The sequence below is a fragment of the Bradyrhizobium sp. AUGA SZCCT0283 genome (assembly GCF_018130385.1).
Lineage (GTDB): Bacteria > Pseudomonadota > Alphaproteobacteria > Rhizobiales > Xanthobacteraceae > Bradyrhizobium.
On the sequence record NZ_JAFCLU010000017.1, the window covers coordinates 157617 to 171312 of the forward strand.

Annotated in this window: 12 protein-coding genes; 8 read left to right on the top strand and 4 right to left on the bottom strand. The window is 62.3% G+C overall.

The window, feature by feature from the left end:
* The first annotated feature begins 58 nt into the window (after window positions 1-58).
* The 3 genes from JQ624_RS23165 to JQ624_RS23175 all read left to right on the top strand — a co-directional run bounded on the left by JQ624_RS23165 (window position 59) and on the right by JQ624_RS23175 (window position 4066).
* Window positions 59-874, top strand: coding sequence for a thioesterase family protein (locus JQ624_RS23165; protein ID WP_212421215.1), 816 nt, complete (start codon window positions 59-61; stop codon window positions 872-874).
* 139 nt (window positions 875-1013) lie between these two features.
* The gene (locus JQ624_RS23170; RefSeq protein WP_212421216.1) at window positions 1014-2759 is read left to right on the top strand and encodes a type I secretion system permease/ATPase; all 1746 of its coding nucleotides are present in this window, start codon (window positions 1014-1016) and stop codon (window positions 2757-2759) included.
* Window positions 2756-4066, top strand: a complete 1311-nt coding sequence (locus tag JQ624_RS23175; protein ID WP_212421217.1) for an HlyD family type I secretion periplasmic adaptor subunit — start codon at window positions 2756-2758, stop codon at window positions 4064-4066. Before JQ624_RS23170 ends, JQ624_RS23175 begins: the two co-directional genes overlap by 4 nt.
* 613 nt (window positions 4067-4679) lie before the next feature.
* Here JQ624_RS23175 and JQ624_RS23180 read toward each other — a convergent pair.
* Window positions 4680-5570 carry a hypothetical protein gene (locus JQ624_RS23180; protein WP_212421218.1) on the bottom strand — a complete coding sequence of 297 codons (891 nt, stop codon included), beginning with the start codon at window positions 5568-5570 and terminating at the stop codon, window positions 4680-4682.
* A gap of 150 nt (window positions 5571-5720) precedes the next feature.
* Window positions 5721-6203 (bottom strand): CinA family protein, encoded by a 483-nt coding sequence (locus tag JQ624_RS23185; protein ID WP_212421219.1) that lies wholly within the window; start codon window positions 6201-6203, stop codon window positions 5721-5723.
* A 134-nt stretch (window positions 6204-6337) separates the two neighbouring features.
* Between JQ624_RS23185 and JQ624_RS23190 the strand changes: the two genes are divergently transcribed.
* From JQ624_RS23190 to JQ624_RS23210, 5 genes are all read left to right on the top strand, one after another.
* Complete coding sequence (locus JQ624_RS23190) at window positions 6338-7423, top strand: amidohydrolase family protein (RefSeq protein ID WP_212421220.1); 1086 nt, start codon at window positions 6338-6340, stop codon at window positions 7421-7423.
* Window positions 7420-8523 carry an amidohydrolase family protein gene (locus JQ624_RS23195; protein WP_212421221.1) on the top strand — a complete coding sequence of 368 codons (1104 nt, stop codon included), beginning with the start codon at window positions 7420-7422 and terminating at the stop codon, window positions 8521-8523. The genes JQ624_RS23190 and JQ624_RS23195 overlap by 4 nt, the downstream gene beginning before the upstream one ends.
* Window positions 8523-8936 carry a Rieske (2Fe-2S) protein gene (locus JQ624_RS23200; RefSeq protein ID WP_212421222.1) on the top strand — a complete coding sequence of 138 codons (414 nt, stop codon included), beginning with the start codon at window positions 8523-8525 and terminating at the stop codon, window positions 8934-8936. Before JQ624_RS23195 ends, JQ624_RS23200 begins: the two co-directional genes overlap by 1 nt.
* A 340-nt stretch (window positions 8937-9276) precedes the next feature.
* Window positions 9277-10788 (top strand): tetratricopeptide repeat protein, encoded by a 1512-nt coding sequence (locus tag JQ624_RS23205; protein ID WP_212421223.1) that lies wholly within the window; start codon window positions 9277-9279, stop codon window positions 10786-10788.
* 371 nt (window positions 10789-11159) lie between these two features.
* Complete coding sequence (locus JQ624_RS23210) at window positions 11160-11750, top strand: DedA family protein (RefSeq protein WP_212421224.1); 591 nt, start codon at window positions 11160-11162, stop codon at window positions 11748-11750.
* Window positions 11751-12032: 282 nt separating this feature from the next.
* On the opposite strand, the gene JQ624_RS23215 is transcribed toward JQ624_RS23210, so the two are convergent.
* Together JQ624_RS23215 and JQ624_RS23220 are read right to left on the bottom strand one after the other, a co-directional pair.
* Window positions 12033-12239: a hypothetical protein gene (locus JQ624_RS23215; protein ID WP_212421225.1), complete on the bottom strand. Its 207-nt coding sequence runs from the start codon at window positions 12237-12239 to the stop codon at window positions 12033-12035.
* 339 nt (window positions 12240-12578) lie between these two features.
* Window positions 12579-12890 carry a hypothetical protein gene (locus JQ624_RS23220; protein ID WP_212421226.1) on the bottom strand — a complete coding sequence of 104 codons (312 nt, stop codon included), beginning with the start codon at window positions 12888-12890 and terminating at the stop codon, window positions 12579-12581.
* Between the last annotated feature and the right edge of the window lie 806 nt (window positions 12891-13696).

Genomic DNA, 13696 nt, shown 5'->3' on the forward strand with positions numbered 1-13696 from the left:
TTGGTTTCCGACAGCATAGCCTAACGTTCAGCATTCTTCATCTCGGGATACCGCAACCTTGGCCATCTTCGAGCCCGCCGGCCCCAATCGCTGGCAACCCACGGCACTTGCCGCTGGCCCCTTCGCCGGCCTGCAGGGCGGCGCGGTCGCAAGCCTGTTGACGGCGGAAGTCGAGGCGCTGGCGGGCGAGCGGCAATGGGGCACGGCGATCACGTCGTCGGCCTGGTTCCTGCGGCCGACACCGATGACGGTTTTACGGACCGGACTGTCTGTCGTGACCGAGGGCGGCCGCGTCAGTGTAATCGACAACACGCTCTGGCCCGACGGCGAGGAACAGCCCTGCGCCACCGTGCGGGTGACGCTGTCGCGCGAACGCGCCGTGGAGGTGCCCGGCTTTGCCGAGCCCACAAGCGACGCCGCCGATCCCACCCGGTTTCCGATCCGCACAAGGCAGGCGGCACATGGCCGGACCTGGTTCATGGATGCCATGGAGGCCCGCGCGGGCGACGGCGTCGCCTGGTTTCGCATGAACCAGGCGATCATCGACGGCGCCGGACCCCTGTCGAAGGTGCCGCTGTCCTCGGTGCTGGGACCGGCGGACTGGACCCATGGCATCGCCCGGCCGTTCCATGATGTGGTGGCGGATCCGAACCCCAATCTGACGGTTCAATTGTTCCGCCAGCCGGAAGGCCGATGGGTTGGCGTTCGCGCAGAGGCCAAATGGCGGGCGGCGGGCGGGTTGGGCGTCGGAAGCGGCGTCCTGCTCGATATCCACGGCGAGATCGGCCGGGTCTCGATGTCGGTGATTCTGGTGCCGTTTCCGCACAAAACGAAGCCCGAACCCGCCGCGGGGCTGGCGCCGGCATCAAATTAGCTGCCCAAAGGCGCGACTTCCGTCTTTCCCCGCTTCATGGGGATGAACTGGATGCAGGTTAACGTGACATAAATAGACGGTGCCTGAAAACACCGCTAAAACCTGCACGTACCTTATCCTTTTGAAGAGATACGCATAAATGGCAGCCGCTCCCGTCCGGCGTTCCGAGCTCGGTGAAGCGCTGCGCGCCTGTCGCAACGCCTTTATCGGCGTCGGCGTCATGAGTTGCATGATCAATCTTTTGTACCTGACCGGCTCGATCTTCATGCTGGAGGTCTACGACCGCGTGCTGCCGAGCCGCAGCGTGCCGACCCTGGTCGGCCTCGTCATTCTGGCCGGCGGCCTCTACATCGCCCAGGGCGGCCTCGATCTGATCCGCGGGCGGATTCTCGGCCGCATCGGCACCGCACTCGATGAAGCGATCAATACGCGCGTGTTCGAAACCGTGGTGCGCCTGCCGCTGCTGGTCGGCAGCCGCAACGAGGGCCTGCAGCCCTTGCGCGATCTCGACAATGTCAGGTCGTTTCTCGGCAGCATGGGGCCGGGCGCGTTCTTCGATCTGCCGTGGCTGCCGTTCTATCTGGCGATCTGCTTTGCGTTTCACTGGCTGCTCGGCGTCACCGCTTTGGCGGGTGCCATCATTCTGGTGACGCTGACGCTGATCACCGAGTTCCTGTCGCGCACGCCGGCGAAGGAGGCGATGACGCTGGCGGCGCGGCGCAATGACCTCGCCGCCACCAGCCGGCGCAACGCCGAAGTGCTGGTCGCGATGGGCATGTCCGGACGTCTGAGCAAGCGCTGGGGCGAAGCGAACGAGACCTATCTGGCGGGCAATCAGCGCGCCAGCGACATCGCCGGCGGCCTGGGCGCGGTCGCCAAGGTGCTGCGCATGATGCTGCAATCGGCGGTGCTCGCGGTCGGCGCCTATCTCGTGATCCACCAGGAAGCCACCGCCGGCATCATCATCGCGGGCTCGATCCTTAGCGCGCGCGCGCTGGCGCCGGTCGATCTCGCCATCGCCCACTGGAAGGGTTTTGTCGCCGCGCGCCAGAGCTGGCATCGCCTGGCCAAGCTTCTGCAGCAAATGCCGGCGGCGAATGAACAGACGCTGTTGCAGGCGCCTTCGAAACGGCTGTCGGTCGAGGCCGTCAGCATCGTGCCGCCGGGCGATCAGCGCGTCATCGTGCAGGACGTGAACTTCGCCGTCGAGGCCGGCACCGGCGTCGGCGTCATCGGTCCGAGCGGTTCGGGCAAGTCGTCGCTGGTGCGCGCGCTGGTCGGCGTCTGGATGCCGGCCCGCGGCAAGGTGCGGCTCGACGGCGCGGCGCTCGACCAATGGTCGTCGGACGTGCTCGGCCGCCACATCGGCTATCTGCCGCAGGACGTCGAATTGTTCGCCGGCACCGTGGCGCAGAACATCTGCCGCTTCGATCCCGAAGCAAAGTCGGACGCGATCATCGCCGCCGCCAAGGAAGCGGGCGTGCATGAGATGATCATCAAGATGCGCGAGGGTTACGACACCCAGATCGGCGAGCAGGGCACGGCGCTTTCGGCAGGGCAAGCCCAGCGCGTGGCGCTGGCGCGCGCGCTTTACGGCAATCCGTTCCTGATCGTGCTCGATGAGCCGAACTCCAACCTCGACAGCGAGGGCGACGAGGCGCTGACGCGGGCAGTGCGCGGCGCGCGCGAGCGCGGCGCCATCGTGATCGTGGTGGCGCATCGGCCGATCGGCATCGAGGCCGTCGATCAATTGCTGGTATTGAAGGACGGCCGCATGCAGGCGTTCGGTCCGAAGGAAACCGTGCTCGGCCAGGTGCTGCAGCGCGTTGCGCCGCCGACGCCGATCAAGATCGTGTCCGAAGCCGGAGCTGCGAAAAAATCATGACCACCGAGCTGAAAGGCGCGCGCCGCTCGATACGCGGGCATCTGATCGTCGGCCTCTCGCTGATGCTGGTGCTTGCCGGTGGGTTCGGCGGTTGGGCCTCGACCGTGCAGATTTCGGGCGCGCTGATCGCGCCGGGTTCGGTGGTAGTCGATTCCAACGTCAAGAAGGTGCAGCACCCGACCGGCGGCGTGGTTGGCGAGGTCAGGGTGCGCGACGGCGATATCGTCAAGGCCGGCGACATCGTGGTGCGGCTCGACGAGACCGTGGTCAAGGCGAGCCTGGCCATCGTCGTCAAGACGCTGAACGGATTGTGGGCACGCGCGGCGCGACTGGAAGCCGAGCAGCGCGGCCTCGACAAGATCAAGTTCCCGTCGATGCTGACTGATCGCGCCGACGATCCCGATGTGCGGGATATCCTGGCGAGCGAGACGAAACTGTTCGAGGTTCGCGTATTCGGACGCGCCGGGCAAAAATCGCAATTGCGCGAGCGGGTGTTGCAGCTCAACGAGGAAATCGCAGGCCTCACGGCGCAGGAACAGGCCAAGGAAAAGGAAGTCGCGCTGGTCGAGAAGGAACTGGTCGGCGTCCGCCAGCTCTACGAACAGCGCCTGATCCAGATCTCGCGCCTGACGGTGCTGGAGCGCGATCTCGCCCGGCTGTCGGGCGAGCGTGCGCAATACATCGCCGCGCGGGCGCAGGCGAGGGGCAAGATCACCGAAACCGAGCTGCAGATCATCCAGGTCGACAAGGACGTGGTCAGCGAGGTCTCCAAGGATCTGCGCGAGACCAACGACAAGATCGGCGAGTTCGTCGAGCGCAAGGTCACCGCCGAGGATCAATTGCGCCGCATCGACATCCGCGCGCCGCAGGACGGCGTCGTGCTGCAGTCGACGGTGCACACCGTGGGCGGCGTGATCACCGCCGGCGACGCCATCATGATGGTGGTGCCGCGGGCCGACGATCTTTCGGTCGAGGCCAAGGTCAATCCGCAGGACATCGACAAGCTGCAGATCGGCCAGAAGACGCTGCTCAGGCTATCCGCCTTCAACCAGCGCACCACGCCGGAATTGAACGGCGTCGTCACCCGCGTCTCCGCCGACGTCACCACCGACCAGCGCACGGGCCAGAGCTACTACACCATCCGCGTTTCACTGCCGCCAGCCGAAGTCGCCCGCCTCGGCCACGACGTCAAGATTATCCCGGGCATGCCGGTCGAAGCCTTCGTCCAGACCGGCGACCGCACCATGTTCTCCTATTTGCTGAAACCGTTCAGCGACCAGCTGATGCGCTCGTTCAGGGAGAGGTGAGGTGGTGGGCGCGTGACCGCGGCCACATCCATCGAGACGCCGCTTCGCGGCCCCTCACCATGAGGGGTGTTGTGTCCCCGCGGGTCAGGGTGTGAACCCATAGATGGCGAACGTCCGCTTTGGCGCGCATTCCGGACTCAAGTCGGACTCCTTGCGCGAGGTCCGAAAAGTGCCAGAAGCCGACCTGATCCACGAGACCGGCTATAGCTCGCCTCTCATTAGTTTGACCCCGAGGAAAGTCAGGAACGCCAATGAGATTGGCGCGAAAACGGCCATTGATCCATAGAGCCACGTGGCGGCGGCCGGATCGTCGATAAAGCTAAATCGAAAAACATACGAGGCCAGAAGCGTGGCCACGTACGCAAAGAACACGGTCAAGAAAGCAAAGGACAGTGCAAAAACGAGCAGAACGATTATCCGAAAAAGTTGACGCATCTTAGGACGACCATTCGTTTGCCCGTCAGTCAGCTCTGGTCAAGTCTGGGACATCAGGCGCCGGCATTATTATCGGCGCCTGATGAAGAGTACTTAAATATTCCGCAAAGCGACGTCTCGACGGATGTGGACCCGCTGCCGAACACGCTTCACCGCGAGGTTCGGAGTGGAGCACTATCTACCTTCTGTCGTATTCATCCGGCCCCATCGCCCAAGCCCATTCCTCATGGCCCTGCGCGTAGGTGCGGTTGGTTTCGGCCGGGTTGCGGTTGACCAGCGGCCGCATGAACATCGGGTGCGTGGCGCTGCGGACCTCGTGCTCGACGGTGAACAGGTGCCTGCCGCCGTCGAGGTCGATGATGTCGCGAAAGCGGTATTGATACTGGTTGTCTTCCTGCGAGATCAGGCCGCGCTCCCGCAGGCGATGGTAGGGACCTGAGAAATCCGTGATGTAGATCTGCACGTGATGACCGTCGAATTCCGGCAGCCGTCGGTCGGTCTCGCGAAACTGCAGATACTGGTCCTTGCCGACCTTGACCCGCGCCACAGCGGCGTCGCCGTTCAGAAATTCGGCCTGCATTCCCATGATCGCGGGATAGAAGGCGGAAATCGCTTTCGCGGTGCCTGCCGGCACGTCGAACTCGACATAGGGAATGCCGAGCGTGATGCGCCCGAAGCGTGTGGCGTCCGGCTCATAGCAGCGGAGGCGGTTGCCCCAGGGGCAGATCGCCTCGACATGGTCGTTGTGCTCGGTGAACGCGAACGACGTTCCTTCCAGCTTCTTGGCGACCGCCGCCAGCCGCTCCAGCAGCGCCTCGCGGCCGGCGATGACGATGCCGGCGTGGCCGCGCAGCACCTGCGGCGCGCCGTCAGGCAGATGAAACTGGCTCTTGCCGACATTGACCCACATGTTGGTGTCCGACACCATCAGATAGGGATCGCGGGTCAGCCCGAGGCCTGCAATATAGAACAGCGTCGCCAGCCGCTGATCGGGAATGGTGACGTTGACATGCTCGAAATGGATCGAGTTGCCGAGGTCTTCTGCTGCGCGGTCGAACGGCTGTTGCATGGATGCGATCCTCGATAAGCCTGCGGTGACAATCGTAGCGTGGGCAAAGATCGTAGAATGGGCAAAGCGCAGCGTGCCCACCATTCCTTCTGCGGATCGAAATGGTGGGCACGGCGCAAGCGCGCCTTTGCCCCCCCTACGGATTCTTCCTCACTTCGACAAATTCTCCAGCAGCAGATTCAACGCCGTCTTCGCGAACGCCTGCATGTTGGCCTGCCGGTCGGCACTCTCGGTCTCCAGCGTGAACACTTCGTTTTGCGGACCTGCCACCGCCGTGCAGCAATGGCCCGCTGCGTCGCCGTAGCGGTTGCCGGTCGGACCCGTCGCGCCGGTTTCCGAAAGTCCCCAGTCGGTCGAAAAGCGCTGCCGGACCTGGCTTGCCAGCAGATTTGCGTAGGGCTCCGACGCCGAGCGGATGCCCTTCATCGCCTCGTCCGGAATGTCCATCAGCAGCCGCCGCGCGTCGCGCGTATAGACCACGGCGCCGCCGAGGAAGTAGGCCGATGCGCCCGGCACCGACAGCAGCGCCGCCGAGATCAGGCCGCCGGTTGAGGATTCCGCAACTGCAATCGTCTGTTTCCGCGCGACCAGTTGAGTGGCAATCTTTTCGGCTATCGTCACGAGCTCTTTCATCTCAACTCCCCGGAATTGCCGCCAGTCATGTCTTCCTAGCACAGGAGGTCCACATTTGCCGAGTTGCGGCGCGCCGGCCGCCCTGATTGAATACCTCAAACGACCGCGCCCAAGCGGGCCGAAGAGGAAACACCATGACGTCGCCGCTTCCCGGCGGCGTGGATTGCGATCTGCATCCCGCCGTTCCTCATCTGACCAGCCTGTTGCCCTACATGAACGACTATTGGCGCGACCAGGTGACGACGCGCGGCATGACCGATCTGGTCTCGCAATCCTATCCGACCAATTCGCCGATCTCGTCGCGGCCAGACTGGCGGCCAGCGCAGGGCAAGCCGGGTTCAGACCTCGCCGACCTGCAGAAACAGGCGCTGGACCGCTTTCAGGTGAGCTACGGCATCTGCAATCCCCTGTACGGCGTACAGATGGTGTTCTCCGAAGACATGCAGGACGCGTTCTGCCGCGCCCTGAACGACTGGCTGGCCAGGGAATGGCTCGACAGGGATGCGCGGCTGGGCGGCTCGATCGTGATCCCGACGCAAAGCGTCGAAAAATCCGTCGCCGAGATCGAGCGCTGCGCCAAGGACAAGCGCTTCGTTCAGGTGCTGATGCTGGTGATGGGCGACATGCCCCTGGGCAAACGCGCTTACTGGCCGATCTATGCGGCGGCCGAACGGCTCGGCCTCGCCATCGGCATCCATGCCGGCAGCGCCTATCACAACCCGCCGACCTCGGTCGGCTGGGGCTCCTACCACATCGAGGATTACGTTGCGCAGGCCACCGCGTTCCAGACCCAGTTGACCAGCCTGATCGTGGAAGGCGTGTTCGCCCGCCACCCAAATCTGAAGATGGTGATGCTGGAAAGTGGCTTCACCTGGCTGCCGGCCTATTTGTGGCGGCTGCACAAGTTCTGGCGCGGCATACGGATGGAAACCCCGTGGGTCGATCGTGCGCCGCTGGAGATTGTGCGCAGCAACATCCGTTTCTCGCTGCAACCGGTCGATGCACCGCCGGATCCGGCAACCCTGAACCGCCTGTTTGACCATATGCAGTCGGACGAATTGCTCCTATTCTCCACCGACTATCCGCACTGGCAATTCGACGGCGACGAGGTGCTGCCGCCTGGGTTGTCGCCCGATCTTGTTCGCAAGATCATGATCGACAATCCGCGCGCGACCTATAGCCGCCTCGGTCAGGCGGCGGTGAAGGAGACGACGCCATGAACGTGCAGTTCCGTCCCGAGCCGTCAGCGTCCGTTGGCGTCAAGACCGCGATCGCCGATTGCGACATTCATCCGGCGCGCGCCACCCCGGATGAACTGTACCCCTTCCTGGAAAAACGCTGGCACGCGCATCTCGAGGCCTACGGCAAGCAGGCCTATCACGGCATGATGGAAGGCCCGCCCTATCCGAAGGCGCAGCCCAACGCCTCGCGCCGCGACGCCTGGCCGCCGGAAGGCGGGCCGCAGGGCTCCTCGCTGTCGTTCATGCAGAAGCAGCTGCTCGATCCCTATAACGTCGCGCTCGGCGTGCTCAATCCGCTTGCCAGCGGGCAGGGCCTGCGCAACCAGGATCTGGCCGGCGCGATCTGCACCGCGATCAACGACTGGCAGATCGAGAAATGGACAGCTAAGGATTCCCGCCTGAAGGGCTCGATCGTCGTCGCCAATGAAGATGGCCCTTCCGCCGCCGCCGAAATCCGCAAGCGCGCCGGCGACAAGAACTTCGTTCAGGTGCTGCTGCTCTCGCGCAATGTCGAGCCGCTCGGCCAGCGCCGCTACTGGCCGATCTACGAGGCGGCGCAGGAAATCGGCCTGCCGGTCGGCGTTCACGCCTTCGGCTTCGGTGGCAATCCGCTCACCCCGTCCGGCTGGCCGAGCTTCTACATCGAGGAGATGGTCGGTCATGCGCAATGCCAGCAGACCGTGCTGGCGAGCCTCGTGCTCGAAGGTGTGTTCGAGCGTTATCCCAAACTGAAGATGGTCATGATCGAGGCCGGCTTCGGCTGGGCGCCGTCGCTTGGCTGGCGGCTGGACAAGAATTTCGAGCGGCTGCACAGCGAGGTGCCGTATCTCAAGCGCAAGCCGTCGGAATATATCCGCGACCACATCTGGTGGACCACGCAGCCGATGGAAGATCCGGAGCGCCGCGACCATCTGTTCCAGGTGATCGAGTGGATCGGCTGGGACAAGCTGTTGTTCGCCACGGATTATCCGCATTGGGATTTCGATGAACCGTCGCGCGTGTTGCCGGCCGGCGTCAGCGACGCCAACCGCGAAGCGTTCTATCTCGGCAACGCGAAGAAGCTGTACGGGATATCTTGATGGTTCGACACGTCATTGCTCCGGTGGACGAGCTGCCGCCGGGCACCCGAAAATTCCTCACCATCGACGAGCGGCCGATCGCGATCTTCAACATCAAGGGCGAGTTCTTCGGCCTGTTGAACCGCTGCCCGCATCAGGGCGCGGCCTTGTGCGAGGGCCCGCTGATCGGGCTCGCGCAATCCTCCGATCCCGGCGAGATCGAATACACCAAACTCGGCGAGATCATCCGCTGCCCCTGGCACGGCTGGGAATTCGATATCCGCACCGGCCAATCCTATTGCGACCCCAAGCGCTTTCGCGCCCGGGCCTATCCGGTCAATGTCGAGCCGGGATCGGCGGTGGTGAAGGGGCCCTATATCGCCGAGACCATCGCCGTCTCGGTCGAGAGCGATTACGTGGTGGTGGATTTGTAGTCGGGCCTCATTGCGAAATTTGCAGGGTAGGCAAAGGCGCGTCTGCGCCGTGCCCACCCTGTTCACGCTCGATGGTGGTCGTGGGCACGCGGAGCCTGTCATCGGGCGCGCATTCGCGCGACCCGGTGGCTTTGTCCGCCCTACGGCTCGGTGCCAAAGGTCGAAACAGGCCACATGGCGGCTGGTGGTTCGTGCGCCCTATAAATGCTTTCGGCTCGGCGCGCCCGCAGTCCTTGGAGCTAGGCTTTGTGATTTAGATCACAAGGCCTGGCCAATTGCCTCGATAAGTTTGCATCGCAAATGCTAGTTCCGACCAGGCTGCGGTAATGGGGGCTTTCGTATGCTTCGCAAATTATTGTTTTGCTTTGCAATCCTTGTCATCGCTGCCCCCGCAGCCGCAGATGACACGACGCGCTGCTTCCGCGAAACTGGTGAAGTCGCCATCGCTGCGTGCACGCGTGCGATCAACTCCAGCGCGGGGCGGCGAGATCCCACGTATGCGAACGCGTATTACAACCGGGGAAACGCTTACAGCAACAAAGGCGACACGGACCGTGCCATTGCCGACTACACCGCGGCGATACGGCTGGATCCCACGTATGCGAACGCGTACTACAATCGGGGCAACGCCTACAGCAACAAAGGCGACACGGACCGTGCCATTGCCGACTACACCGAGGCGATACGCCTGGAGCCCACGTATGCGAACGCGTACTTCAACCGGGGGAACGCCTACAGCAACAAAGGTAACACGGATCGTGCCATTGCCGACTACACTGAGGCGACACGACTGGATCCCAAGAATGCGAACGCGTACTACAACCGGGGGAACGCCTACGGCAACAAAGGCGATACGGCCCGTGCCATTGCCGACTACACCGAGGCGATACACCTGGATCCCACGTATGCGAACGCGTACGTCAATCGTGGACTGGCCTATGAGAAACTCGCAGATTCCGCCAAAGCGCGATCTGACTTCAATACTACGCTAGGATTGGGACAAAAGGCCACAAAATGGGCGCAGGACAAGGCGCGAGAGCGACTTGCCGTCTTGCCTTCACCGCAACCTGCAGCGGCGTTGCTCGAAAAAACCAACGCCGCTACAGCCATTGTTACGTCCACTGCACCGGTGTCGAATAATGATCGGCGCATCGCCCTTGTCATTGGCAATTCTGCTTATCAAAACGTGGCCGCATTACCGAACCCTGTGCGCGACGCAAACCTTGTCGCCGACGTCTTAAAGCGCACCGGGTTTGAAGCAGTTACTTTGCTGACCGATCTCCGAAAGGACGCCTTGGTTAGCGTCCTGCGCGATTTCGCAGCCCGTGCAGAAACGGCGGACTGGGCAGTCGTATATTATGCCGGACATGGTATGGAAGTTGGCGGAATCAATTATCTCATTCCGACCGACGCCAAAATTGCGGCGGATCGCGATATTGGATTTGAAGCCGTACCGCTTGAACAGGTCCTAAATGCAGCGGAGCGTGCCAAGAAACTGCGCCTCGTAATTCTCGATGCCTGCCGCGACAACCCATTCGCCAACCAAATGAAGCGTACGCTAACAGTTGCGTCCCGTTCGGTATCGCGAGGTCTGGCCGCAGTCGAGCCGGAGGCGGGAACGTTAGTGGTTTATGCCGCCAAGGATGGCGAGACCGCGCTCGACGGTGACGGGATTAACAGTCCGTTCGCGTCTGCCTTCGTCAAAAATCTTCCTACGCCAGGCCTCGAAGTCCGCAGGCTCTTCGATTTCGTTCGCGACGACGTCATGGAAGCGACCGGTCGCAAGCAAAAGCCTTTCAGCTACGGCTCGATTTCCGGAAGGCATGACTTTTATTTCGTGGCTGGCAAATAACTTCCATACGAAGTGCAATGCAGATCTGATCGCTACCACTCGAATTGGCAGGTATCGGTTTCATAGGAAGTCGTCGGAGGCAAACCCTCGATGTCGGCTCTCGGCACCTCGCGTCATTTTCGCTGCGCCTCGGAATTTGGTCGCTATCGGGGCATGACGGACATCGATCAAGCCGCACCGATGGGGCTCGACCAGTGGGCACGCGTCCTGACCCGTTGTACGGGTCGCCTCACCCGCAAACACGAGCGGCGTGCAAGGCCTGCGGCTGTAAGCCCCTGCCTATCGGCTTCCGCGGCCTTCCGCGGGGTGCTAGCGTTCAGACCGAACCCACTCATCTTGGGGGGAACATTCCATGAGCGGGTAGGCTTATATTGCTGTTTCCGACGGATCTGACCTCGTTCCTCGACCTCATACGGCAGCACGGCGATGCGGCCCACAGCTTCATGTTTGCCTATGCGGCCTCGCATAGCCTGCTGCTGGCGCTGTTCGCGGGTTATGCGGCGCATTCGGGTGCGCTGAATCTTGGTACGCTCATTGCGGTCTGCTGGGTCGGCAGTTTCGCCGGCGACGTCATTCGCTTCTGGATCGGTCGGCGCTACGGCGCCCGCTTGCTCGAACGTTTTCCGCGGTTCGAACGCCCCGTGCAGACCGTCGTTCGCCTGACGGACCGTCACTATGTCTGGATGATCCTGTTTCATCGTTTCCCGCATGGCATTCGCGGGCTTGCCGGGTTTGCCTACGGAATATCGCGGCTGCCCTGGTCCACATTCCTTGCGCTCAACTTCGCAGCTGCCGGCCTTTGGTCCGGCGCCGTTGTCTCGGCCGGCTATGCGTTCGGTCAGTTCTCGGAGACGTCCATCAACAATGCCTCTTCGGGCCTGGGCATCGTGATGCTGGTCGGGTTTCTCGGCCTGTCCTGGTTGCTCAGCAGGAAGCTCGAGCAGATTGTGGAGCGATACTGAAGCGAGCGCGCGCGTCGCGGATCGCCGCAGGGTGGGCAAAGGCGCATCTGCGCCGTGCCCACCATCTCGCGCATCACTCGGGACGGTGATCGCGCTTCCGCCTTCGCCCGTTGAGCGACGGCGGACAAGTCGCTTTGACCACCCCTTACGTTTGCTACTCGTCCATTGGGCCGGCAAGGGTGCGACGAAGGCGCTGCGTTTCGCGCCACGTCTCACGAACCTCGTTCCCAAAACGAGCGAGCTTGGTTGCTACGTGGATGATGATGAGTGTGACCATGGCTATTAGCCCGCCTTGACGAGCAAGCGACTGATTTGACGCTCGGCATCGTCCGACAGCTTTTGCAGCCCGTGGGTAGCGATGTACTCCTCGACAACGCGGTCAGCCCGCCGCTGATTCGATTCAACGTGAGCGCGCAACAATCTTACGAAAAATGAGGGTTTTTTGGTCGGGGCAGAAATCCAGGCCCCAGTGGTTAGAACATTCGCCATTAGATGGCTCCTTTTTTAGGAGTTATCCTTGGGGCGAATTTCCTACCTGATCGAGAGATAGGTATTGGTGAGCGCCAACACCAGACCAAATTGCGCGCATTCGTGCATTAATTTGCATCGTGAAAATGCGTGGAGCAGTCACATTCCGGTGAATCGAATCAACGGCTGAGGAATGAGGACGTGAGCGGTTTATCCGCCGTCGCTCAACGAGCGCAGGCGGCAGCGTGCCGACCATCCAGGATAATGCTGCTGATGGAATGGTGGGCACGGCGCAACTGCGCCTTTGCCCACCCTACATCTTTGCTAATCCGCCATCATGCGGCGCGAGATCGATAATGGTTATCGGCCGCCACCGCCACCGCCACCGCCACCACCGCCACCGCCACCACCACCACCACCACCACCACCACCGCCGCCTGCATCACGCAGCGCCTGGTTTTCGCGCGGATCGAGATTCTTCATGTAGCTCAGCGAAGTGTCGCGGCGGGCGCGGGCGCGAAGCTGCTCCAGATATTCGAAATGATTTCCGCAGGCCTGCCGCGATACCGCCTGATCGCAATACGGGGACGCCACGAAAGCGGGCGCGGCCATGGCGCTGGTCGCGCCGAGAGCGACCAGGGCAGCCGCAGACAACATCAACTTCATCGACATCGGTACGCTCCATTCCTTTATGGGGCGAAGCCGGAATGGCTCGCACAGGAGTTCGACGGCGCCAGACGAAAGCCGGTTCGGGAGGACAGCCGGGAACAGGCGGACTCCGGGTAACCGCAATGTGAATGAACCTGTTCTTCTCGTCATTCTCCGATCCGCAACTGCGCATCATAGTTCGTGCTTCGCTCGCTCCGGAAATGACGACCGCAAGATATTGTACGTGCCGAAAGGCAAATCACCCAAAAGCCGGTCCAGCCCCTCCCGCAAAATATTCCGCTTAGCTTCTCGGGCAAATCATCGGCATAACTCCGCCCGTCTCGCGGCAGATGAGGGGCGTTGGCCATCGTCACGAACGTGCGGTGAGATGCGATGGACGCGAGAGCTGCGACTGACGTGTGTGGCTCAAGCGTACGGCGAAGTCGTGTGGTTCGGGCGCCGCGGTGCTGGCGTTAAGTCCAAGAGAAGCGAAGCTTATCGAGGGCGACGGAGGCAAAAGAGCCGTTCTCCGGGAAGAGCACGAAGTAAGCCGTAAAGCCATTGCGCAGGGAAGGCCGGAATGCTCCCGCTGCCCTGTATGCTCGTGTGCATTTTCTTTAGCGCAAATCGCACGCGAGACCGCGGGTGCAGCAAGCACCCGGTCTTCCCTGCGCCCTCTGATCTCATGGAGGGCAAACGAGGATGCAAACCTCGGGCGACCAGCGCCGCGAGAAGGCCGAGTTATGTTCGTTCGTAGATCCTATGGGGTGGCAGGTGGTCAGGGGTAAGCTGAGTTTGCGACCACCCAACCACCCGGAGGATCAACGATG